This is a genomic window from Microbacterium sp. MMO-56, assembly GCF_037146215.1.
Classification (GTDB): Bacteria; Actinomycetota; Actinomycetes; order Actinomycetales; family Microbacteriaceae; genus Microbacterium.
In genome coordinates this window covers 48,200-70,230 of record NZ_JBBCVW010000005.1, presented here as the reverse complement: position 1 = coordinate 70,230, position 22,031 = coordinate 48,200, and the positions used below count along the sequence as shown (strand labels likewise).

Sequence of the window (22,031 nt, the reverse complement as noted above, 5' to 3'; positions counted from 1 at the left end):
CCTCGGGTTCAGCCCGCGCGGCGCACGGGACGGAAGAAGCGTCCGGCCGGCGGCGCCCACACCGCGACGAGCACGAGCGCGTACACGACGACCTGGGCGATCGACCAGCCGTCCCAGTCGTGGTCGATCGCCAGACTCGCCAGCTGCAGGCCGATCAACGCGACGGCGAGCACGCTGACGAACAGGCGCGACAGTCCGCTCCCCCGGCCGAGCCCGGCGGCGGAGGCGACCGACAGCAGCCCGAAGAGGATGATCCCCACCCCGACCAGCGAGACCGTCATCACCATCGACGACGGCACGTCGTAGCGACTGAGGAGGAACAGCACACCGAACATCGCGTTGGCGAGGCCGCCGAGGTAGATGAGGGCGACGGCGATCGTCACCGGCACGGGCCGCGACACCTCGCGGGTGTGAGCGACCGTGCGCGGCGCGGCATCGGCCAGGGCGCGGGCGACGTAGCGACGCTGCACGGCGCGGACGACCTCGATCAGCAGGATCGCCACGACGCACGCCGCGGTGACGACGAGCGCGGTCAGCTCGCCCGGATCCACCAGGAGGAAGAAGGAGCGCGACAGCGCCACCGAGAAGATGACCACCAGGGCCACGAACATGCCGCCGACGACGGCCCCCTTGTAGCGATTGAGCGGCCGGCTGAGCACCGCGAGGATCCAGATCCCGACGACCGCGAGGATGATCGTCGCCCCGGTGCGCAGTTCGTCGACGTCCGTGCCGGCACCGCGGACGATGAGTGTGTACGCGGTCAGCGTGAGGGCGACGATCACACCGGTGGGGATCGCGAAGCTCAGCGAGCGGCGCAGGAATCCCGGGATGTAGCGCTGCGCGTTCGGCATGAGTGCGAGGAAGAACGCGGGGATCCCGATCGTCAGCCCGTCGGTGATCGACAGCTGCCGGGGCAGGAACGGGAACTCCAGCACGAGCACGCCGAACAGGACAGCCAGCAGGGTCGCGTAGACGGTCTTGGTGAGGAAGAGCATCGAGACCCGCTCGATGTTGGCGATCACCTGCCGCCCCTCGGCGACCACGTCCGGCAGGTGCGAGAACCGGCCGTCCAGCAGCACCAGGCGGGCCACGGCCTTGGTCGCGGCCGCCCCCGAGTTCATCGCGATGCCGATGTCCGCCGTCTTGATCGCGAGCGCGTCGTTCACGCCGTCGCCGGTCATCGCCACCGTGTGGCCGCTCGACTGCAGCGCCACCACCATCCGCTTCTTCTGATCCGGGGTGACCCGTCCGAACACGGTGTGCTCCTCGAGGATGCGGGCCAGCGCCGCGTCGTCGTCGGGCAGCTCCCGGGCGTCGAAGCCCTCCGCCGCATCCACCCCGACCTCGCGCGCGATCGCCGCGACCGTGCGCGGGTTGTCCCCGGAGATGATCCGGATGCCCACGCCCTGCGCCCGGAAGTACTCGAGCGTCTGGGCGGCGTCGCCGCGCACCTTCTCGCGGAACGTCAGCACGGCGACGGCGGCGAGATCCTCGGGCAGCCGCTCCTGCTCCGCGTCGTCGGCGGTCAGCACGCGCGGGCTGTAGGCGAGCACGAGCGTGCGACGCCCCGTCGAGGCCCTCGCGACCACCGCGTCGCCGAGCGGGTCGGTGACATCGGTCGCGGCCGGACCGAAGACCATCTCGGGCGCCCCGAGCACCCAGGTGCCCGCGGGGTCCCCGTCGGAGGCGAACGAGGCGGCGCTCCACTTGCGCGCCGAGGAGAACGCGATCGTCTCCTGCGCGACGCGCGGGCGCTCCGCCGCGTCGGCGGCGAACGGCACGCGCAGCGTGCGGGCCGTGGCGTTGGCGTCGGGTGCGGCGCCGTACCATCCGAGCGTGCGGCGCCATCCGGCGACCCCGTCGAGCACGAAGGCGTCATCGTAGGCGATCTCGCCCTCGGTGAGGGTCCCCGTCTTGTCGAGGCAGATCACGTCGACCCGCGCGAGTCCTTCGACGGCGGGCAGCTCGTTCACGAGCACCTGCCGGGCGGCCAGTCGCGCGGCGCCCACCGCGAACGTGATCGAGGTCATCAGGACGAGCCCGAGCGGGATCATCGCGGTCAGCGAGGCGATCGTGTTCACGACCGCCTGCACCCAGGTTCCCGCCTCCCACGCGGAGCGCCAGCCGCCGGCGACCTGCATCTGCGCGTTGAGGACGAGCAGGCCGATCGGCCCGATCCCCCAGCCCACCCACGTCAGCACGCGGTTGATCGAGTCGCGCAGCTCCGACCCGACGAGCGAGAACCGCTTCGCCTCGTCGGCGAAGGTGTTCGCGTAGGACTCCGCGCCGACGCGGATCACCTGCGCATCACCCTCGCCGCCCACCACGATCGAGCCCGACAGGGCCTCGTCGCCGGGGTGCTTGTCGACGGCGTCCGACTCGCCGGTGAGCATCGACTCGTCGATCTGCAGCCCACGGGATCCGACGATGCGCGCGTCGGCGGGCACCTGATCGCCCGCCCGCAGCACGAGGATGTCGTCGCGCACGACGTCGGTCTGGGCGATCTCCTGCTCGGTCCCCTCCCGCCGCACCCGGGCGCTGGCCGCGTTCAGCAGGGCCAGTTTGTCCAGTGCGGCCTTCGCACGGAACTCCTGCACCGACCCGATGACGGCATTGGTGACCGCCGCGAAGCCGAACAGGGCGTCCTGCCAGCGCCCGAGCGCGAAGAGGACGCCGAAGCACGCGAAGACGATCCCGTTGAAGAGGGTGAAGACGTTGGCGCGGATGATGCTCGCGGCGCTGCGGCTGGTCTCCGCCCGATAGGCGTTGGACCGCCCGTCGCCGATCCTCTCGGCGACCTCGTCGGCGCCGAGCCCCTGCGCGGGGTCGACGTCGACGAGGGGGGCGGGGGCGGGCTCGGCCGACGTCGTCATGAGATCACGATAGAGCGAGAGGGGCCCGAGCGGCGGCGTGCGCGCTCGGGCCCCTCCCACGGAATGCCCGGGGCCGGGCGGATCAGCCCTTCGTGGCCCCGGCGAGCAGGCCTCGGACGAAGAAGCGCTGCAGGGCGAAGAACACCACGAGCGGAACGACGATCGAGATGAACGTCCCCGCCGCCTGCAGGAACCACTGGTCGCCCCAGGTGCCCGACAGCGAGTTCAGAGACTGGGTGATCGGCAGCGACGACGACGGCGCGAAGATCGTCGCGACGAGCAGGTCGTTCCACACCCAGATGAACTCCAGCACCGCGAACGAGGCGAGAGCCGGCGCGGCGAGCGGGAGGATCATCCGGAAGAAGATCTGCCCGTGACCGGCGCCGTCCACGCGCGCGGCCTCGATGACCTCGCTCGGGATCTCCGCGATGAAGTTGTGCAGCAGGAACACCGCGAGCGGCAGGGCGAAGATCACGTGAGCGATCCACACCGTCGCGAAGCTGTGATCGAGGCCGCGCAGGTCCAGCGCGGGGAAGATCGTCACGTCTCCGACCGACAGTCCGCGCGAGAACAGGCTCAGCAGCGGCACGAGGGCCATCTGCAGTGGGACGATCTGCAGGGCGAACACCGCGATGAATGCGAGGTTGCGCCCCTTGAAGTCGATCCACGCGAACGCGTAGGCGAGCAGCGACGCGATGGCGAGCGCGAAGAAGACGACGGGGATCGTGATCGCCAGCGAGTTCAGGAAGGACTGGCCGAGAGTGAGCGCCGTCCCGCCCGCGGTGAGCGCCTTCTGGTAGTTCTCCAGGGTGAAGGAGGGGTCGACGAAGACCGTCCACCACCCCGTGCTCTGCACGTCGGAGCCCGGCCGCAGCGAGGTCACGAACAGACCCAGGGTCGGGATCGTCCAGAAGATCGCGATGATGAGGGCGGCGATCGTCGCCCCCTTCGAGGTCAGGCGCTTGCGCGCCATCGCCTCGTGCTTGCGCGTGTCGCGCGAGACCTGGCGAGCCGTCCGGGTGTCCGTGATCGGCTCGATGATGTCGACGCCCGTGCTCATCGGATCTCCCTCTGCTTGCGGATCTGGATGATGTTGAAGACGATCAGCGGCGTGACGAAGATGAACAGCACGACCGCCAGCGCCGCCGCGTGGCCGTAGCTCTGGAACCGCTGCTGCTGGTTGACCATCTCGAAGGCGAGCACCGAGGTGTTGGCCCGGCCGCCCGTCATGACCGCGACGATGTCGTAGATCTTCAGCGACGCGATCGCGATGGTCGTCACGACGACGACGAGCGACGAGCGGATGCCCGGGACGGTGACGTTGCGGAACCTCTCCCAGGCGTTCGCGCCGTCCAGCTCCGCGGCCTCCATCTGCTCGGCGGGGACCGCCTTGATGGCGGCCGAGAGGATGACCATCGCGAGGCCGGTCTGGCTCCAGATGAACACCACCATCAGCAGCAGGCTGTTGATGAGCGGCGTGACGCTCAGCCAGGCGACCGGGTCCCCGCCGAACGCGGTGATGATGGCGTTCAGGATGCCCAGCTGATCGCCCTGGCGGTAGTCGTACACGAACTTCCAGATGATGCCGGCGCCGACGAACGAGATCGCGAAGGGCATGAAGATGAGCACCTTCAGGAAGCGCTCCCCCGCCGCCCGGTCGATGAACACGGCGTAGGCGAGCCCGACGATCGTCGCGATGGTCGGGCAGATGAGCACCCAGATCACCGTGTTGATGACCGACCACGTGCCCTCCGGCTGGGTGAAGACCCAGACGTAGTTCTCGAAGCCGACGAAGGCGTCCCCGGTCTTGTCGTAGAACGACTGGACGAAGGTGGCGATGAACGGGTAGACGAGCCCGATCAGCAGCAGGACGGTCGCGGGCGCCGCGAACAGCACCAGCTGGAACAGGTATCCCGCGCCCTGCCGCGACCGGTAGTCGAGCAGGAACAGCGCCGCACCGGCGACGATGGCGATGCCGATCACGAAGATGAACGCGTTCTGGTAGGGCCGCAGCAGCATGAGCGCGATGACCGGGACCGCGAAGCAGGCGACCAGCCGCAGCCAGAAGTACCCTCGCCCGGCCCGCGGCGCGTACTCGATGAGCAGGAGCAGGACGCCGACGACCGCGCCGAACACGAGCAGCACGATCGGGATCTGCACGAGCGGGCCCATGACGCCGAGCCACTGGAAGAAGGCGGTGAGGGAGACGCCCGGGATGACGATCTTCGCCGGGTCGTCGACGGGCGCGCTCATCAGCAGGAGCACGAGGAGCGCCAGGATCACGACGAGCGCCCCGACGGCGATCAGGGTCGTGGTGCGCGAGGAGAAGGCGCGGCGCGGCGACGGCGGAGGCAGCGGCGCGCCCGTCCTCGGTCGCGCGGGCGCGGTGGTGGTGTCGGTCATCGATGGCCTCCGTGTGCTTCGGTGGACGCGGAACGAGTGTGTGAGGGCGCGGGCGCCGCGGGCGGGATGCCGACGATCCGGCATCCCGCCCGCGGTCTCACGCGGTGGTGATCAGTTGTTGTAGCCGGCCTGGATGTCGCTGAGGACCGTGGCCTGGTCCTTGCCGTCGATCCAGTCGACCATGCCCTTCCAGAACGAGCCGGAGCCGACCGTCGCGGGCATGAGGTCCGACGCGTCGAAACGCACCGTGGTGTTCGGGTCCTGCAGGAGCTTCATCGCCTCGACGAGGAACTCACTGGAGGCCTTCGACGGGTCCGCCTTCAGGTTCGCCGAGATCGCGCCGCCCTCGCTGACGCGCGCATTGGCGAACTCGGGCGAGGACATGAACTCGAGCACCTTCTGGGTCGCCTCGCTGTCCGAGAAGCCCGCGACGAACTCGCCGCCGACCTCGATCGTGGCGGAGCCCTCCTTGTAGCCCGGCAGGACGAACGCGTACACGTCACCGTCGGGGGCGACCTTCGGGGTCTCTCCCGACGCCGTCTTGACGGTGAGGAAGTTGGCCGTCAGGAACGAGGCCTGGTGCGTCAGCGGGCAGGACCCGTCGGCGACCTTGGCCGCGACGTCGCCGAAGGCGGTGCTGTTGATGCTCTTGACGTCTCCGAACCCGGCGTTGACGTACGCGGGGTTCAGCAGGATGTCGCCCACCGCCGTGAAGGCGTCCGCGATCTGCGGGTCGGTGAACTTGACGTCGCCGTCGACCCACTGGTCGTAGACCTCGGCGCCGGACTGGCGCAGGACGAGGTCCTCGATCCAGTCGGTGCCTGGCCAGCCCGACGCGCCGCCGGACTCGAAGCCGGCGCACCACGGTGCCGCGCCCGTCTTCTCCTGGATGGTCTTGGTGAGCGTGAGCAGCTCGTCCCAGGTCTTCGGCGCCTCGACGCCCCACTCCTTGAACTTGGCCGGCGAGTACCAGACGTAGCCCTTGATGTTCGCGAGCATCGGCGCCGAGTAGAACGTGCCGTCGAACGTCCCGTACTTCTTCCAGTCCGGCGTCCAGTTCGCGTCGACGTTGTCCTCGACGGCCTTCGGGGCGGGCTTCACGTCGCCCGTGCCCACGAGGGTCTTCAGAAGGCCCGGCTGCGGCACGATCGCGACGTCGGGGGCGTCGCCACCGGTGACCTTGGTGACGATGTTCGCCTCGAAGCTCTTGTCGCCCGTGTACTGGACGGTGACCCCGCTGTCCTTGCTCCAGTCGTCGAAGACCTTCTGCAGCGCGTCCGCCTCGGAACCGGTGATACCTCCCGCGACGCGGACGGTCCCCCCGGCGCCGCCGCTCGCGTCGCCGCCGCCCGTGTTGCCGCTGCCGCCGCCTTCGGCGCAACCGGCCAGTGCCAGTCCCGCCACGCCCATGATGGCCAGAGGCGCGATCCAGCGCCGCCGTGACATCCCCATGTGATTCCTCCTCATTGAGTGCTCCGGATGATCCTGATGCACACCGCTCCCCGTAGGGAACCGGTTCCAGGACAAAGTACTGGACCACTCCGCGGCACACAAGGACCGAAAGATCACAACCGGGTAACGCCCTGATTCAGCGTGATCACGCGGCGTGCTACTCTCGACAACCGGTTCCATAAATCTTCCGGTCCCCCCGGAAACACACGGCTCGAGGAGGAGCGCCGATGGCAGGAATCGCGGACGTCGCGGCCCGGGCCGGCGTATCCAAGGCCACGGCGAGCCGCGCTCTGAGCGGCGTCGGCTACGTGTCGGAGGCGACCAAAGGCCGCGTGCGCCGGGCCGCAGAGGAGCTCGGCTACGTCCCTTCCGCCGGCGCGGTGGGACTCGCCACCGGTCGCACCCAGAACATCGGCGTGGTCATGCCCTACGTCAACCGGTGGTTCTTCGCGGAGGTCCTCGAGGGCATCCAGCAGGCGCTCCTGGAACGCGGCCTCGACCTCACCCTGTACGACGCCAAGCCGGGTACGACGGGACGAGCCCGCATCTTCAACGACTTCCTCGCGCGCAAGCGCTTCGACGGGCTCATCGCCGTGGGGCTGGAGCCGGTCGACCGCGAACTCGAGCTCCTCACCCGCATCGATCGCCCCATCGTCAGCGTCGTGGGATCGAGCGAGCTCACGAGCGTGGTCGCCGTGGACGACGACTACGCGGCGTGCCGCGCCACCGAGCACCTCATCGCGCTGGGGCATCGCGACATCGTCTTCGTGGGCGGCGCACCCCGGTCGCACTGGGCGCACGTCGATCAGCAGCGCCTCGCCGGGTACCAGCGCGCGATGCACGACGCGGGACTGTCGGAGTACGTCCGGCACGCGCACTCCGAGGTGTCGCTGCCCGGAGGGTACGGCGCCGCCGCCGATCTTCTGGGTGACACCCGCAACCGGCCGACGGCGATCGTCGGCGTATGCGACGAGGTCGCGATCGGAGCGATGATCGCGGCGCGTCGGCTCGCGATGCAGGTGCCGGGTGATCTCAGCGTGGTGGGGATCGACGACCACGAGTTCGCGGAGATGTTCGCCCTGACGACGCTCCAGCAGATCCCCCGCGAGCAGGGCCGCAGCGCCGTCGAGGTGCTCCTCGCAGAGATCGCCGATCCCGAGCGCGAGCGCACCGAGCTGCGGATGCCCGCGCGCCTCATCGTGCGCAGCTCCACCGCACCCGTGCGCTCCCCCGCCTGACGCGTCACCCCTCCGGGAGCATGGCGAAGGCCCCCGGGACGTGTCCCAGGGGCCTTCGCGCGGTTCTCCGAAGAGAGGCGATTACTTCAGGGTGACCGAAGCTCCGGCCTCCTCGAGAGCGGCCTTCGCCTTCTCGGCGGTCTCCTTGTTCGCGCCCTCGAGCACGGCCTTGGGAGCACCGTCGACGACGGCCTTGGCCTCGCCGAGGCCGAGCGAGGTGAGCTCGCGGACGACCTTGATGACCTGGATCTTCTTGTCGCCGGCGGCCTCGAGGATGACGTCGAACGCGTCCTTCTCCTCGGCCTCCTCGGCGGGGGCACCACCGGCGGGAGCGCCGGCAGCGGCGACCGCGACGGGCGCGGCGGCGGTGACGTCGAAGGTCTCCTCGAACGCCTTCACGAACTCGGACAGCTCGATGAGCGTGAGCTCCTTGAACGCGTCGAGCAGCTCCTCAGTGCTGAGCTTTGCCATGATTATCTCCTTGATTGGGGTTTGCTACGCCGGGGCCCGATGTCAGGCCGCGGACTCCTGCTTCTCGCGCAGCGCGTCGACCGTGCGGACGGCCTTCGACGGGAGCGCGGTGAAGACGAATGCCGCCTTGGTCAGCGAGGCCTTCATCGCACCGGCGAGCTTCGCCAGCAGGACTTCACGGCTCTCGAGATCGGCGAGCTTGTTCACCTCGTCGGCGGTCAGGGCGGCACCGTCGAAGTACCCGCCCTTGATCACCAGCAGAGGGTGTGCCTTGGCGAAGGCACGCAGGCCCTTCGCGACGGCGACCGGGTCACCGTGCACGAAAGCGATGGCAGACGGGCCCTTGAGCTCGTCGTCCAGCCCCTCGACCCCGGCGTTGCTCGCCGCGATCTTGGTCAGCGTGTTCTTCACCACGGCGTACTCCGCGTCCTGACGGATGCTGTTGCGGAGCTCCTTGAGCTCGGCAACCGTCAGCCCGCGGTACTCGGTCAGCAGAACGGCGGTCGAGCTCTCGAAGTTCTTCGTGAGCTCGGCGACCGATGCTTCCTTCTGCGCCATGGCCACTCCTTGTGTGTACGAGACGCTCCGCAGTGGCGGGGCGCCGGCCGGAGAAAATCGGTCCACCCACCCGGAAAACAAAGAAGCTCCGGCGCAAGCGCACGGAGCTCGAAACCCGGGGGTTCGTGTCGTACACCTGCGCGGGCCCCTGCGTTCGCAGAGCTTCGGTCGGAATGCGCTCACGCGCACGACGACGACCAGCGGTCTTCGGCTTCCCCCAGCCTACGTCACGGTCGAGCCACCGGCAAATCCGCCACCGGAACGCGTGCCACCGCGCGCGTTCCGCCGTCGGTGTGCAGACGGAGCTCGCCGCCCGCGGCGGTCAGCGCCTGACGCACCAGTCGCAGCCCGACGTGGCCAGGCCCGGCCGCCTCCGCGTGGGCGATGCCCACGCCGTCGTCGCTCACGCTCAGTTCCACCGCGTCGGCGTCGCGCGTCAGCTCGACGCGCACGCGAGCGGCACCCGCGTGCCGGACGGCGTTGCGCAGAAGCTCGCCCGCGGTGGCGAGGACGAGGCGGGCGAGCGGATCGGGCATCTCCCCCGGGTCGCCGACCCGGACCTCGACGACGATGTCGGCGGTCCGCGCGCGTTCTGCCGCGCGGGCGATCGCGGTCGGGAGCGTGCGTGCCGTGACGACCTCGTCGACGGTGTCGTCGAGGATCTGCCGCAGCGCCTGCGCGTCCTCGTCCAGGACGTCGCTCATCCGCCGAAGGAGGACGCGCGCGGACTCCTCGCCGACGGATCCGAGGATCGTCGCGATCCCCATCCGCACACCGGCGATGTCCTGCACGATCCCGTCGTGCAGTCGACGGGCCAGGACCATCCGCTCCTCGTGGCGTGAATCGACGGCGTACGCCATCGCGAGACGGCGCTCGTCATCGAGCCGGCGCACGCGCCGCACCAGCGAGAGCGACAGCGGGACGAGGACCGCGATCAAGGCGGCGACGCTGCCGACCACGACGGGAACGTGCATGAGCGCGGCCGAGCCGACCAGCTCGGCGCCCGGGACGACGACGTACACCTCCATCCGCATCGGCACGCCCCGCACATCTGCGAACCCGATGAACGCCTCCCGCAGGCGCTCGCGATCGACGGCCTCGAACCGGTGCTCGGCGTCGTCGGGCACCTCCTGGACGACGATCTCGCCCGCGTCGAGACGCGCCGCCAGGGCGGGGTCGAATCCGCGGACGTCGCCGACGACCCGATGCTCGTCGGAGTGCACGACGCGCACCCTGTCACCCTCGACCCGCCAGAGCTTGACCCGGTCCACCGCACCGACGTCGAGATAGCCGGCGATCACGTCGTCCACGGCCCGCGCCGCCGCCGCGGCATCGCCGAGATCCAGGGCGGAGAGCGTATCGCCCATCGACGCGGCGACCCGTGCGGCGACGGTCTCGGCGGTCTGCTGGGCCTGGGCGCGCGCGAGGATCCACTCGGCGACGAGCATCGCACCCATCACCCCCAGGACGAGCGCGATGGTCGCACCGAGGTGGACGCGCAGGATCGCCCGCGTCTCGCGCAGCGTGTCGCGCCCGCGCGGGAGCCCTGTCCCCGTGGACGTCACGACAGCGAGCGCGGCTCGAGCAGACCGATCGCGAGGGCTCGCGTGATGGCATCCAGCTGCGACGGCACGCCCAGCTTGGCGCGGATCGATTTCACGTGGTCGCGCACGGTGTGCACGGACAGCGACAGGGTGGCCGCGATGCCGGACACGCCCGCCCCTCCCGCCAGCAGCCGGAGGACTTCGCGTTCGCGTGCGGTGAGGGCGATCGTGCCGTCGTCGCGCATCCCCTCCGCGACGACCGGATGCCGCCGGTCGGCGGTCCGCACGGCGCGCAGCAGATCGTCGAGCCGCCCGTCCTTGGCGAGGAAGGCGACCGCACCGGCGGCGAGCGCCTCCCGCGCGAGGTCCGGTCGCGGGTGCGCCGTGAGCACGACGATGCGAGCCCGCTCCGAGACCTCGCGGAACGCACGGATCGCCGCCACCCCGTCGCCGTCGGGCAGGTGCACGTCGAGCACGACGACGTCCGGGTCCTCCGCGGCGGCCCGGCTCACACCGTCGGAGATCGAGGTCGCCCGTCCGGCGCAGGCGAGATCGGCGGTCGCGTCGAGCGCGAGCGAGAACAGGTCGGAGAACACCCGGTGGTCATCGACGACGAGCACGCGACACCGGCGGGTGGTCGTCGAGGTCGCGGGCGTCACGATCCCCCATCTTAGGGAGTCGGAGCGAGGTTCGGTAAGGCTAGCCTCAGTTCGTGCCCGACGCCGTGCACGCCCCACAGCACTCCACCGACCCCAGGGATCCTCCATGCGCCGTCGTCCTCTCCTGCCCGCTCTCGCCCTCCTCGGCGCCGCGGCCGTCGCCCTCTCCGCCTGCTCCTCCTCCCGCACCGAACCGGCGTCGGCGACCCCGGACGCCGACGCGGAACGCACGCTCGTCGTATACTCGGGCCGCGACGCCGAGCTCATCGATCCGCTAATCGAGACGTTCGAGAAGGACAGCGGCATCGCGGTGCGCGTTCGCTACGCGGGCACCACCGAGCTGGCCGCCCAGCTGCTCGAGGAGGGCGAGCGCACCCCCGCGCAGGTCTTCCTCTCCCAGGACGCCGGCGCGCTGGGCGCCGTCTCGGCGGCTGGACTGTTCGCGCCGCTGCCCGGCGAGATCACCTCCGCCGTGGCCGAGGACTACACCTCGGCGGACGGTTCGTGGGTGGGCGTCACGGGCCGCGCGCGCGTCATCGCGTACGACAGCCAGAAGCACGAGGCGGCGGCGGTGCCCGGCGACGTGCGCACGCTCACCCAGCCGGAGTGGGCGGGCAAGGTCGGCATCGTCCCGACCAACGCCTCCTTCCAGGCTTTCGTCACCGCGCTGCGGGTCGCCGAGGGCGAGGATGCCGCGCGGGCATGGCTGGAGGGCATGAAGGCGAACGGCGCACAGATCTACGCGCGCAACGGAGAGCTGCTCGAGGCCGTCAACGCGGGCGCCGTCGAGCTCGGCCTGATCAACCACTACTACTGGGCACGGTCCGAGCAGGACCCCACGACGCTGCGCGCCCAGCTGCGATTCGGCGACCCGGGTTCGGTGTCGGCGCTGGTGAACGTCACCGGCGCGGGCGTCCTCGCGGGGTCCGCGGACTCCCCCGAGGCGCGCGAGTTCGTCTCCTTCCTGGTGTCGCCGAAGGCCCAGACGTACTTCGTCGAGGAGACGTACGAGTACCCGCTTATCGCCGGGATCGACGGGCCGGCGAACCTCCCCGCGCTGGAGGAGCTGGGCGGTCCGGACCTCGACCTGTCGCAGCTGGCGTCGCTCCAGGACACGGTCGCGCTGCTGAGCTCGGTGGGTCTGCTCTGAGCACCACCATCGCGCTCGACGCGTCGCGTCGACGGCGAGGCCGCGGGCGGGGACGGGAGTCCCTGCCCGCGGCCCTCGTCTGGCCTGCGGCGCTCGTCGCGGTCGCCGCCGCGGCGCCCCTCGTCCAGTTGGTCGTCCGCGCGACCGCTCCGGGAGCGGACGCGTTCGCCGGGGCGGTGCTGCGTCCCCGCACCGGCGAGCTCCTGCGCGACACCGTCCTCCTCGCGCTCGCGACGAGCGTCGCGGCCCTGTGCCTGGGCGTGGCGCTCGCGATCGCCGCCGTGCGGGTGCGGCTGCCCCTGCGGCCGCTGTGGTGGACGGCGCTGTGTCTGCCGTTGGCGATGCCGAGCTACGTCGCCGCCTTCGCCTGGATGGCGACCTGGCCGACCGTCCACGGCTTCTGGCCCCTCGTCGCCGTGCTCACCCTCTGCACGGTGCCCTACGTCACCCTCCCCACGATGGCCGCCCTCGCCGCGGCCGATCACTCCCTCGCCGACGTGGCCCGCACTCTCGGCAACGGGCGCCTCCGCGCCTTCGTGCGCGGCACGCTGCCGCAGATCCTCCCCGCCGCCGCCGGAGGAACGCTGCTGGTGGCCCTGTACGCGCTCTCCGACTACGGCGCCCCGGCCGTCCTGCGGGTGGAGACGCTCACCACGGGCGTCTACGCGCAGTTCAGCAGCGGCTTCGTCCGGACGCTCGCCGCGTCCACCGCGCTCGTGCTCGCCGCTCTCGCCGTCCTGTGCGTCGCGGGGGAACGGATCGTCCGCCCCCGCGCCCGTCCCGCGTGGCCGGGCTCCCCGGCGCCCCCGCGCACCCTGTCCGCGCGGGCGACCGCCGCGGTGACGGTGCTGCTGGCGACGGTGACGCTCGTGAGCGTCGGCCTGCCCGTTCTCGCGCTCGTGCTGCGGATGCTGCGCAGCGACCGCTACGGGTCGGCGCCGGCCGACCTGGGCGCGGCCCTGGCGACCACCCTCCTGGTCTCCGCGGGCGCGGCGACCCTCACGGTGCTCGCCGCGCTCCCCGTGAGTCTCCTCGCCGCGCGGCACCGCGGACGTCTGGTCGCCGCCGTGGAGTCCGTCTCGTATCTGGGCCACGCCCTGCCCGGAGTGGTCGTCGCCCTCGCCCTGGTCGCCCTGTCGCTCCAGTTCTTCCCCGCCGCCTATCAGAGCCTCCCCGTCCTGCTCGCCGCGTACGCGGTGCTGTTCCTGCCGAAGTCGATCGGGGCGTCCCGCGCCGCCGCGGCGGCCGTGCCCCCCGCGCTCGAGGAGACCGCCCGGACACTGGGCGACGGCCCATTGCGCACGTGGTGCCGGGTCACGCTCCCCGCCATGCTCCCCGGGATCCTGGCGGGGTGGGTCCTCGTGGCCACCGCCGTGGCGAAGGAGCTGCCCGCGACGCTCATGCTGCGCCCCCTGGGGCTGGAGACGCTGGCGACGACGCTGTGGGCGAAGACGTCGCTCGGCGCCTACGGGGCCGCTGCCCCCGTCGGAGTGCTCCTCATCGTCGCGGGCATCGTCCCCGCCCTCCTCCTGGCGCGCTCCCTCTCCCGATCGATCCCGCGGTCCGACGCGGATGCGGATGGGCGGGGACGCCGATGAGTGCGCGCCTGCGCGGCATCCACGCCGCGCACGGTCCGATCGATGTGCTCCACGACATCGATCTGCGGGTGGGCTCGGGCGAGCGGGTGAGCGTCCTCGGGCCGTCCGGCAGCGGCAAGTCGACCCTGCTGCGCGTGGTCGCCGGGCTCCATCGTCCCCGCGCCGGCAGCGTCGAGATCCACGGGCGGGACGTCACCGACGCCCCACCGGAGCGACGGCGCGTCGGATTCGTCCCGCAGGAGGGTGCCCTCTTCCCGCATCTGGATGTCGCGGGCAACGTCGGCTACGGCATCCGCGGGCTGCGCGCCTCCGCCGCGCGGCGCGATCCCCGCGTGCACGAGCTGGTCGAGCTCGTGGGCCTGCGCGGACTGCATCGGCGGCGACCGCACGAGCTCTCCGGGGGCCAGCGGCAGCGCGTCGCGGTCGCGCGCGCCCTCGCGACCGCACCCGACCTCGTCCTTCTCGACGAGCCGTTCAGCGCGCTCGACGCGGCCCTGCGCCGCCGGCTCCGCGACGACGTCGCCGAGATCCTCCGGGCGCGCGGAGTGGGAGCGCTGCTCATCACGCACGACCAGGAGGAGGCCCTCTCGCTCGGGGATCGGGTGATCGTCCTGCGCGACGGACGCATCGTCCAGGACGACTCCGCCCGCGCCGTGTACGCGTCCCCCGCCGATGCCTGGACCGCGCGCTTCGTCGGCGAGGCGCTGGTGCTCCCCGCCACCGCGCGCGGCGACGTCGCGTCGTGCGCGCTCGGCGACCTGCCCCTGGCACGCACCGCCGGGGGCCGGATCGCCGTGGTCGTCCGCCCCGAGCAGGTGCGCGTGACCGCGGCGGGCGGCGGGGTCCCCGGCGTCGTGGAGCGGACGCGCTACTTCGGCCACGACGCCCTCGTGGATGTGGTCCTGGGCGACGGCACCCGGCTGTCCGCGCGTCTCGCCGCGGGCCGGGACCTCCCCGCGGGCGGTCCCGTGCGGGTCTCGGTGACCTCTCCCGTCGCCCCCGTGGCCGCCGACGGCTGAGCCGGGCGGCACCGGGGTGTCGCGGCGCGGCGGGTCGGCGGGGCGGGTTAGCCTCGATGTCATGACTCCGGAGGCTTTCGCGCGCATCGCCCCGGACCTCGCGGCACGCGTCGTCGCCGACTCCCGCGATCGCGTCGGGTGGATGCGGGCCCGCTCGCGCGGGATCACCGCGACGGATGTCGCCCAGCTCACCAGCCACACCGCGATCGCGCGCGCCGCCGACGCGAAGCTGGGCGCCGGCCGCGGCTTCTCGGGCAACGCGTACACGGACCACGGCCGCCGCCGCGAGCCGGAGATCGCGGCCTGGGTCGCGGCGACACATGGCATCCAGCCGTCGTCGGCCCTGTTCCACGCGGTCGTCGAGAAGCGCCACCTCGCGACGCCGGACGGCATCGCGGTCGACGCGGAGGGCCACGTGACCCTCGCCGAGATCAAGACGACGAACAAGACGTGGCGGTCCATCCCCCGCACGTACCTCCGCCAGGTGTGGTGGCAGCAGCACGTGCTGGGCGCCGAGCGCACCCTCGTCGTCTGGGAGGAGCACGACGGCTTCGTGCCCGTCGGCGACGAACCCCGGTGCGCGTGGGTCGACCGCGACGAGCGCGAGATCGGTCAGCTCGTGCGATTGGCCACGGAGCTCATCGACGAGCTCTACCGCCGGACGATGCAGCGGCGCGCCCTGACGGATGCCGCCGTGCGCCCGCGCGAGGAGTTCCGCGCGCTCGCCCTCGCCGACTGAGCGAGCCACGCGAGCGGTCGCAGCCCGGGGCGCCCCGACTCGGGGGATCGTCGACGTCGATAGTTGACGCGACTCAACGATAGGCGTATCGTTGACGCCTATCAACCATTGATCTCAGTCAACGACTCGACCCGCCGCCGGACGATCGCGCGGCGACGTCACCCGAAGGAACATCCATGTCGCACCCGTCCTCCGACGCCGTCGCGAAGCCCCGCATGAATCACCGCCAGGTGCTCGAGGCCCTCTCCGGCCTCCTCCTCGGCATGTTCGTGTCGATGCTCGCCTCCACGGTCGTCTCCACCTCCCTCCCCGTGATCATCCACGACCTCGACGGGAACCAGGCCGCCTTCACGTGGGTCGTCACCGCCACGCTCCTCACCACGGCGATCTCCACGCCGATCTGGGGCAAGCTCGCCGACCTCACGAACCGCAAGGTGCTCTACCAGCTCGCGATCGCGATCTTCGTGCTCGCGACCGCCGCCGCCGGGTTCTCCCAGTCACCCGAGATGCTCATCGCGTTCCGCGCCGTCCAGGGCATCGGCGCGGGCGGTCTCGCCGCGCTCAGCCAGGTGCTGATGGCCGACATCATCAGCCCGCGCGAGCGGGGCCGCTACATGGGCCTGTTCGGCGCGGTCATGGCCCTCGCCACGATCGGCGGCCCCCTCCTGGGCGGCGTCATCACCGACGCGTGGGGATGGCGCTGGAACTTCTTCGTGGCCCTCCCGGTCGCGGTCGTCGCCCTCATCCTCGTGCAGTTCACGCTCCACGCGCCCGCTCGCCCGAAGAAGAAGACGTCGATCGACTACCTCGGCATCGTGCTGCTGTCGACCTCGGTCTCGCTGCTGCTCATCTGGGTCACCTCGGCCGGCTCGGACTTCGACTGGTGGAGCATGCCGACGTTCCTGATGGTGGGCGGCGCCCTCCTCGCCGCCGTCCTCTTCGTGATCGTCGAGCTGCGCTCGTCCGAGCCGCTGATCCCGCTCACGCTCTTCCGCAACCGCACCTTCACGCTGTCGGTGGTCGCGTCCATCGCGACCGGCATCGCGATGTTCGGCGCGTCCGTGTTCCTGAGCCAGTACATGCAGCTCGCCCGCGGCGCGACCCCCACCGAGGCCGGCTTCATGACGATCCCGATGATCGGCGGTCTGCTGGTCGCCTCGATCGGGGTCGGCGCCCTGGTCACGAAGTTCGGGCGCTGGAAGCCGTACCTGATCGCCGGGGCGATCCTGCTCATCGCGGGCGCCTACCTGCTGTCGACGATCCACTACGACACCGACTTCACGTTGGTCTCCGTGTACATGTTCCTTCTGGGCGCCGGGGTCGGCATGACCATGCAGAACCTCGTGCTGGTCGTGCAGAACACGACCCGCCCCGAGGAGATCGGCGTCGCCAGCTCCGGCGTCACCTTCTTCCGGAGCCTGGGCGGCACCGTCGGCGTCTCGGTGATGGGCGCGGCCCTGGCCTCGCGGGTCACCGACCTGGTGGCCGAGCGCAAGGACGACATCACGGCCGCGCTCATGACTCTCGGCGACAAGGCGCAGTTCTGGGGGGAGCAGCTGCAGTCCGGCTCTCTGCCCAAGGTCTCCGCCATGCCCGAGGCTCTGCGCGTCGTCTTCGAGGACATCTACGCCAACGGCATCTCGCACTCGTTCCTGATCGCGGTGCCCGTCGCGGTGATCTCCTTGATCGCGATCGCGTTCCTGCCGAACAAGCCGCTGACGACCATGACCACCGTCGAGCGGATGCAGGCCAGCGAGGCCGACCTCGCCACGGTGTCGGTGCCCGCCGGCATGGCCGTCGTCACCGGTTCGGTGCGCACCGTCGACTCCGACGATGCGTCGGTCGCTCGCTAGGCTCGAGCCGTGACCATCGACGAACTCCAGGCCCGCACCGAGGCGGTGCGGGCCCTGGAGGCCGAGCTCGGCGAGCTCGTCAACCAGATGAGGCGGGTCCTCGCCGAGAACGCCGAGCGGGTCGCGCCGGGCATGCTCCCCGGCGCATACAAGGTCTTCACGACGATCGTGCGTCGCGGGCGCATCTCGCAGTCCGCCCTCGCCGAGGCGCTCATGGTCGACAAGGGGCAGCTCAGCCGCGCCGTCCGAGAGCTGGAGCAGCGCGGCTTCATCCGGCGCGACCCCGACCCCGACGACGGACGCGCGAGCATCCTCTCGCCCACCCCGCTCGGGGTCGAGCGCCTCGCCGCCGCCCGCGCGCCGCAGGAGAGCACTCTCGTCGCCGCCCTCGCCGCGTGGCCGGTCGACGACATCGGACACCTGACGCGGCTGCTGCACGCCCTCACCGCCGGAGTCACCCCGAGCTCCTGACCCGGACTCCCCGCGCACCCGCCCCCGTCCGCCGGTGAAGCTTCCCGGGGAGGTTTCCGGGGAGGTTATCGGTGCGGTAGCACCCGCGTAACACGGGCGAGACAATCGCCGGGTTGACTGGGGTCATCCAGGCATCCTGGTGGCAATGTCGACACGCACGCGGAAAGGCGACGGATGGCCGCTCGTAGTTTCCCCCGATTCCGCCCCCTGCGCGGCGCGGCCGCGGGGGATGCCCCGCACGCCGACGTCTCGCCGGCCCCCGAGACCATGCGCGCCGTCGTCTTCGACGCTCCGGGCGGCCCGGAGAGCCTGCACGACGCCACCGTCGCCACGCCCCGCCCGGTGATGAGCGAGGTGCTCGTGCGCGTCGTCGCCGCCGGCGTCAACCCGATCGACGCCAAGACGCGCGCCGGGCGCGGCGTCAGCAGTGCCATCACGGCGTACCCGAGCACGCCGGGGTTCGACTTCAGCGGGGTCGTCGTGCGCGCGCCCTTCGCCTCGCACCCCTTCCCCGTCGGCACCGAGGTGTTCGGGATGGCGGCGTACCCACGCACGGGCGGCGCCTACGCCGAGTATGTCGTCGCACCGACCCTGTCGCTCGCCCGCAAGCCCGCCGCGCTGTCGCACGCGGAGGCGGCGGGCGTGCCGTTGGCCGCCCTGACCGCGTGGGGCCTCGTCGTCGAGACGGCCCACGCACACGAAGGTCAGCGGATCCTCATCCACGCCGGGCCCGGCGGAGTCGGGCACTTCGCGGTGCAGCTCGCCGCCTACTTCGGCGCCCACGTGACGGCGACCGGCTCGGAGCGCAACCTCGCCTGGCTGCGCGAGCTGGGCGCCGCCGTCGTCATCGACCACGCCACCACGCGCTTCGAGGACGTCGTGGGCGAGGTCGACGTCGTGATCGACCTGGTCGGCAACGCGCACGACGAGACGGGGACGCGGTCGCTCACGGTGCTGCGGCCCGGCGGGCTCTACGTCATGGTTCCCACCGGGTCGTGGCCGGGCTTCGCCGAGTCGGCGGACGAGGCGGGGGTCCGTGCCACCGGCTACACGGTGATCCCCGACGGCGGGGTCCTCGCCACCCTCGGGCGTCTCCTCGAATCGGGCGCGATCCAGGTGTACGTCGATCGGGTCTACCCGCTCGACGAGGCCGCGGCCGCCCATCGCGACCTGGAGCGGGGGCACACGCGGGGGAAGCTCGTCCTCTCCGTCGGCGAGGCCTGACGGCGAGGCTCGACGAACGGCGCGGCTCAGCCGGCGAGCACGCGTCGCCCCTCGGCGACGATCTCCTCCGCGACGGCGTCGAGCAGGGCGGAGCGGAGGTTCCACTGCTGCCACGACAGCGGCACGTCGATGACCGGCCCGCCCAGCGCGACGAGCCGGCCCGATGCCAGGTGCTCCGCGGACTGCAGGCGGGGCAGCAGCGCCCAGCCGAGCCCGAGGGCGACAGCGGTCGCGAAGTCCTGCGAGGCGGGCACGCGATGCCTCGGCGCACGCGTCGGATCGATGCCGCGCTCGAGGAGCCAGCGACTCTGGAGGTCGTCGCGACGATCGAAGTCGATGAGCGGTGCGCCCTCCCACGTCGTGCGTGCGGCTTCCGCCGCGAGGTCGTCTGCGTCGCGCACCCGCGGCAGCCAGCGGGCGACGTAGGAGGGCGCGGCGACCGCCTCGTAGCGCAGCACGCCGAGCGGACGCGAGCGGCAGCCGCTGACCGGGGTCTGGCGCGAGGTGACCGCCCCCATCACGGTCCCGTCTTCGAGCATGCCTGCGGTGAAGTCCTGGTCGTCGCGGTGGAGGTCGAACACGACGGAATGCCGGGCGGCCACCCGCGCCAGGGGCGCGAGGAACCAGGTGGCGAGGGAGTCGGCGTTGACCGCCAGAGGAAGCGCGACGGGGCCGCCCGCCTCTCCCAGCTCGGACGCGGCCTCGTCCTCGAGCAGAGCCACCTGCCGCGCGAAGCGCACGATCGAGTGCGCGGCCGCGGTCGCCCGCACGGGCTTGGCCCGGACGAGGAGCACCCGGCCGACCTCGTCCTCGAGGGCGCGGATGCGCTGGCTCACCGCCGACGGCGTGATGTGCAGGCGGGCGGCGGCACCCTCCATGCTGCCGGCGTCGAGCACGGCGGCGAGCGTCGCGGCCCCGCGCGGAGAGACCCGCATGATGAAGCTCCTCTTCATCGGAGAAAGAATTCTGAGCTGGACTGTATCAGCCCCCGCCCCTAGCGTCGGAGCGTGATCTCCTCAGCCCTCGCCGGTCTCGGCCTCGGCCTGTCGCTGATCGTCGCCATCGGGGCGCAGAACCTCTTCGTGCTGCGCCAGGGCATGCGTCGCGAGCACGCCGTCGCCGTCGCCGCCGTGTGCGCGCTCTCCGATGCCGCCCTGATCGCCCTCGGCGTCTCGGGCCTGGGCGTCGTGCTGCACGCCGTCCCGTGGCTCGTGGAGGGCGTCCGGTGGGCGGGAGCCGCCTTCCTCGTGGGCTATGCCGCCCTGGCGGCGCGGCGCGCCCTGCGTCCGGCGGCGTCCGGCCTCGATGCGGGCTCGGGGGCGTCCGGCCTCGATGCGGGGGCATCCGGCCTCGATGCGGCTCCGGCAGCGCCCGGCACCGGCGGTGAGGCCGTGACGGCCGCGCACACCGCGATCCGCCGCGCCCCCGTCATCCTCACCTGTCTCGCTCTGACCTGGCTCAACCCGCACGTCTATCTCGACACGGTGTTCCTCCTCGGCGCGGTCGCGAGCACGCACGGCCCCGACCGGTGGTGGTTCGCCGCCGGCGCGATGACGGCGTCGGTGCTCTGGTTCTTCTCCCTCGCCCTCGGCGCGCGGCACCTCGGCCGCCGACTGGCGACTCCGCGCGCCTGGCGCGTGCTCGACGGCATCATCGCGATCGTCATGCTCGTGATCGCGGCGCGCCTGGTCTGGCCGCACTGACGGCCTTCCCCTCCCCCACCGCGCACGGAAGGATGGAGCCATGAGACGTGTGCACGTGGTCGTCGGCGGCGAGGTGCAGGGCGTGGGCTACCGCTACACGATGCAGCACGTGGCCCAGCGGGCGCGGGCGACCGGCTGGGTGCGCAACCTGCGTGACGGGCGCGTCGAGGCCGAGGTGGAGGGCACCGACGCCGCGGTCGGGACGGTCCTCGCATGGATGGCGGAGGGCCCTCGGGGCGGACGCGTCGCCTCGCTCGACCACCGCGACATCGATCCCGTGGGCGGCACCGGGTTCGACGTGCGCCGCGACGGCTGAGGAACGACGCAGGGCCCCCACCCGGAGGTGGAGGCCCTGCGCTCGCTCGACGGGATGCGTCAGGCGATGGAGTTGACGTCCAGCGGGATGCCGGGGCCGAACGTGGTCGACACGGCGCCCTTCTGGATGTAGCGGCCCTTGGAGCTCGACGGCTTCAGACGGACGATCTCCTCGAGAGCGGCCTTGAAGTTCTCGTCCAGCTGCTCGGCCGTGAACGAGGCCTTGCCGACGACGAAGTGCACGTTGGCGTGCTTGTCGACGCGGAACTCGATCTTGCCGCCCTTGATCTCCTCGACGGCCTTGGCCGGGTTGGGGGTCACGGTGCCGGTCTTCGGGTTCGGCATGAGGCCACGGGGACCGAGGACCTTGCCGAGGCGACCGACCTGGCCCATGAGCTCGGGCGTCGAGACGGCCGCGTCGAACGCGGTCCAGCCGCCGGCGACCTTCTCGATGAGCTCGGCGCCGCCGACCTCGTCGGCGCCCGCGGCGATGGCGGCCTCGGCGGCCGGGCCCGTCGCGAACACGATGACGCGGGCGGTCTTGCCCGTGCCGTGCGGCAGGATGACCGTGCCGCGGACCATCTGGTCCGCCTTGCGCGGGTCGACCGCGAGCTTGAGGGCGACCTCGACGGTGGAGTCGAACTTCTTCGAGCCGGTCTCCTTGGCGAGGTTCACGGCCTCGGTGGACGTGTAGAACTTGTCGCGGTCGATCTTCGCCGCGGCAGCTTCGTAAACCTTGGACTTAGCCATTGTGCGTTCTC

General features: G+C 71.6%; 20 protein-coding genes. 10 read left to right on the top strand and 10 right to left on the bottom strand.

Annotated elements, in window-relative coordinates; all coding sequences use genetic code 11:
- Positions 1-8 precede the first annotated feature (8 nt).
- The 4 genes from WFI00_RS06265 to WFI00_RS06250 form a co-directional block, all read right to left on the bottom strand.
- Positions 9-2,873 (bottom strand): HAD-IC family P-type ATPase, encoded by a 2,865-nt coding sequence (locus WFI00_RS06265; protein ID WP_336631472.1) that lies wholly within the window; start codon positions 2,871-2,873, stop codon positions 9-11.
- An 82-nt stretch (positions 2,874-2,955) separates the two neighbouring features.
- Positions 2,956-3,933 (bottom strand): carbohydrate ABC transporter permease, encoded by a 978-nt coding sequence (locus WFI00_RS06260; RefSeq protein WP_336631471.1) that lies wholly within the window; start codon positions 3,931-3,933, stop codon positions 2,956-2,958.
- On the bottom strand, positions 3,930-5,276 hold the full coding sequence (locus WFI00_RS06255) for a carbohydrate ABC transporter permease (RefSeq protein WP_336631470.1): 1,347 nt from the start codon (positions 5,274-5,276) through the stop codon (positions 3,930-3,932). Before WFI00_RS06255 ends, WFI00_RS06260 begins: the two co-directional genes overlap by 4 nt.
- Before the next feature lie 111 nt (positions 5,277-5,387).
- Positions 5,388-6,728 carry an ABC transporter substrate-binding protein gene (locus tag WFI00_RS06250; protein WP_336631469.1) on the bottom strand — a complete coding sequence of 447 codons (1,341 nt, stop codon included), beginning with the start codon at positions 6,726-6,728 and terminating at the stop codon, positions 5,388-5,390.
- A 227-nt stretch (positions 6,729-6,955) separates the two neighbouring features.
- On the opposite strand from WFI00_RS06250, the gene WFI00_RS06245 reads away from it, so the two are divergent.
- Positions 6,956-7,966, top strand: coding sequence for a LacI family DNA-binding transcriptional regulator (locus WFI00_RS06245; protein ID WP_336631468.1), 1,011 nt, complete (start codon positions 6,956-6,958; stop codon positions 7,964-7,966).
- An 81-nt stretch (positions 7,967-8,047) separates the two neighbouring features.
- On the opposite strand, the gene rplL is transcribed toward WFI00_RS06245, so the two are convergent.
- From rplL to WFI00_RS06225, 4 genes are all read right to left on the bottom strand, one after another.
- Positions 8,048-8,437: a 50S ribosomal protein L7/L12 gene (gene rplL, locus WFI00_RS06240; RefSeq protein WP_195692147.1), complete on the bottom strand. Its 390-nt coding sequence runs from the start codon at positions 8,435-8,437 to the stop codon at positions 8,048-8,050.
- A gap of 42 nt (positions 8,438-8,479) precedes the next feature.
- Positions 8,480-8,995 (bottom strand): 50S ribosomal protein L10, encoded by a 516-nt coding sequence (gene rplJ, locus WFI00_RS06235; protein WP_336631467.1) that lies wholly within the window; start codon positions 8,993-8,995, stop codon positions 8,480-8,482.
- Positions 8,996-9,222: 227 nt separating this feature from the next.
- On the bottom strand, positions 9,223-10,560 hold the full coding sequence (locus WFI00_RS06230) for a sensor histidine kinase (RefSeq protein ID WP_336631466.1): 1,338 nt from the start codon (positions 10,558-10,560) through the stop codon (positions 9,223-9,225).
- Entirely contained in the window at positions 10,557-11,198 is a 642-nt protein-coding gene (locus tag WFI00_RS06225) for a response regulator transcription factor (protein WP_336631465.1), read from the bottom strand. The genes WFI00_RS06230 and WFI00_RS06225 overlap by 4 nt, the downstream gene beginning before the upstream one ends.
- A 106-nt stretch (positions 11,199-11,304) precedes the next feature.
- Here WFI00_RS06225 and WFI00_RS06220 point away from each other — a divergent pair, with 106 nt between their 5' ends.
- From WFI00_RS06220 to WFI00_RS06190, 7 genes are all read left to right on the top strand, one after another.
- Entirely contained in the window at positions 11,305-12,348 is a 1,044-nt protein-coding gene (locus WFI00_RS06220; RefSeq protein ID WP_336631464.1) for an iron ABC transporter substrate-binding protein, read from the top strand.
- A 128-nt stretch (positions 12,349-12,476) separates the two neighbouring features.
- The gene (locus WFI00_RS06215) at positions 12,477-13,946 is read left to right on the top strand and encodes an ABC transporter permease (RefSeq protein WP_336631463.1); all 1,470 of its coding nucleotides are present in this window, start codon (positions 12,477-12,479) and stop codon (positions 13,944-13,946) included.
- Positions 13,943-14,965, top strand: coding sequence for an ABC transporter ATP-binding protein (locus WFI00_RS06210; protein WP_336631462.1), 1,023 nt, complete (start codon positions 13,943-13,945; stop codon positions 14,963-14,965). Before WFI00_RS06215 ends, WFI00_RS06210 begins: the two co-directional genes overlap by 4 nt.
- 61 nt (positions 14,966-15,026) lie before the next feature.
- Positions 15,027-15,704 carry a YqaJ viral recombinase family protein gene (locus WFI00_RS06205; protein WP_336631461.1) on the top strand — a complete coding sequence of 226 codons (678 nt, stop codon included), beginning with the start codon at positions 15,027-15,029 and terminating at the stop codon, positions 15,702-15,704.
- A gap of 176 nt (positions 15,705-15,880) precedes the next feature.
- On the top strand, positions 15,881-17,557 hold the full coding sequence (locus tag WFI00_RS06200; protein WP_336631460.1) for an MDR family MFS transporter: 1,677 nt from the start codon (positions 15,881-15,883) through the stop codon (positions 17,555-17,557).
- 9 nt (positions 17,558-17,566) lie between these two features.
- Positions 17,567-18,028 (top strand): MarR family winged helix-turn-helix transcriptional regulator, encoded by a 462-nt coding sequence (locus WFI00_RS06195; RefSeq protein WP_336631459.1) that lies wholly within the window; start codon positions 17,567-17,569, stop codon positions 18,026-18,028.
- Positions 18,029-18,202: 174 nt separating this feature from the next.
- Positions 18,203-19,252: an NADP-dependent oxidoreductase gene (locus tag WFI00_RS06190; protein ID WP_336631458.1), complete on the top strand. Its 1,050-nt coding sequence runs from the start codon at positions 18,203-18,205 to the stop codon at positions 19,250-19,252.
- Positions 19,253-19,278: 26 nt separating this feature from the next.
- Here WFI00_RS06190 and WFI00_RS06185 read toward each other — a convergent pair whose 3' ends face one another.
- Positions 19,279-20,187 carry a LysR family transcriptional regulator ArgP gene (locus WFI00_RS06185; RefSeq protein WP_336631457.1) on the bottom strand — a complete coding sequence of 303 codons (909 nt, stop codon included), beginning with the start codon at positions 20,185-20,187 and terminating at the stop codon, positions 19,279-19,281.
- Positions 20,188-20,259: 72 nt separating this feature from the next.
- Here WFI00_RS06185 and WFI00_RS06180 point away from each other — a divergent pair, with 72 nt between their 5' ends.
- Both WFI00_RS06180 and WFI00_RS06175 read left to right on the top strand, forming a co-directional pair.
- Complete coding sequence (locus WFI00_RS06180; RefSeq protein ID WP_442928302.1) at positions 20,260-20,955, top strand: LysE/ArgO family amino acid transporter; 696 nt, start codon at positions 20,260-20,262, stop codon at positions 20,953-20,955.
- 40 nt (positions 20,956-20,995) lie between these two features.
- Positions 20,996-21,271 carry an acylphosphatase gene (locus tag WFI00_RS06175; RefSeq protein WP_336631456.1) on the top strand — a complete coding sequence of 92 codons (276 nt, stop codon included), beginning with the start codon at positions 20,996-20,998 and terminating at the stop codon, positions 21,269-21,271.
- Positions 21,272-21,330: 59 nt separating this feature from the next.
- Here the strand turns inward: WFI00_RS06175 and rplA are convergent, their stop codons facing one another.
- Positions 21,331-22,020, bottom strand: coding sequence for a 50S ribosomal protein L1 (gene rplA, locus WFI00_RS06170; RefSeq protein ID WP_076689701.1), 690 nt, complete (start codon positions 22,018-22,020; stop codon positions 21,331-21,333).
- Between the last annotated feature and the right edge of the window lie 11 nt (positions 22,021-22,031).

Excerpts from the sequence above, each read along its gene's own strand:
- WFI00_RS06265 (WP_336631472.1), bottom strand. The coding sequence starts at position 2,873 with ATGACGACGTCGGCCGAGCCCGCCCCCGCCCCCCTCGTCGACGTCGAC.
- WFI00_RS06260 (WP_336631471.1), bottom strand. The coding sequence starts at position 3,933 with ATGAGCACGGGCGTCGACATCATCGAGCCGATCACGGACACCCGGACG.
- WFI00_RS06255 (WP_336631470.1), bottom strand. The coding sequence starts at position 5,276 with ATGACCGACACCACCACCGCGCCCGCGCGACCGAGGACGGGCGCGCCG.
- WFI00_RS06250 (WP_336631469.1), bottom strand. The coding sequence starts at position 6,728 with ATGGGGATGTCACGGCGGCGCTGGATCGCGCCTCTGGCCATCATGGGC.
- WFI00_RS06245 (WP_336631468.1), top strand. The coding sequence starts at position 6,956 with ATGGCAGGAATCGCGGACGTCGCGGCCCGGGCCGGCGTATCCAAGGCC.
- rplL (WP_195692147.1), bottom strand. The coding sequence starts at position 8,437 with ATGGCAAAGCTCAGCACTGAGGAGCTGCTCGACGCGTTCAAGGAGCTC.
- rplJ (WP_336631467.1), bottom strand. The coding sequence starts at position 8,995 with ATGGCGCAGAAGGAAGCATCGGTCGCCGAGCTCACGAAGAACTTCGAG.
- WFI00_RS06220 (WP_336631464.1), top strand. The coding sequence starts at position 11,305 with ATGCGCCGTCGTCCTCTCCTGCCCGCTCTCGCCCTCCTCGGCGCCGCG.
- WFI00_RS06210 (WP_336631462.1), top strand. The coding sequence starts at position 13,943 with ATGAGTGCGCGCCTGCGCGGCATCCACGCCGCGCACGGTCCGATCGAT.
- WFI00_RS06205 (WP_336631461.1), top strand. The coding sequence starts at position 15,027 with ATGACTCCGGAGGCTTTCGCGCGCATCGCCCCGGACCTCGCGGCACGC.
- WFI00_RS06200 (WP_336631460.1), top strand. The coding sequence starts at position 15,881 with ATGTCGCACCCGTCCTCCGACGCCGTCGCGAAGCCCCGCATGAATCAC.
- WFI00_RS06190 (WP_336631458.1), top strand. The coding sequence starts at position 18,203 with ATGGCCGCTCGTAGTTTCCCCCGATTCCGCCCCCTGCGCGGCGCGGCC.
- WFI00_RS06185 (WP_336631457.1), bottom strand. The coding sequence starts at position 20,187 with ATGCGGGTCTCTCCGCGCGGGGCCGCGACGCTCGCCGCCGTGCTCGAC.
- WFI00_RS06175 (WP_336631456.1), top strand. The coding sequence starts at position 20,996 with ATGAGACGTGTGCACGTGGTCGTCGGCGGCGAGGTGCAGGGCGTGGGC.
- rplA (WP_076689701.1), bottom strand. The coding sequence starts at position 22,020 with ATGGCTAAGTCCAAGGTTTACGAAGCTGCCGCGGCGAAGATCGACCGC.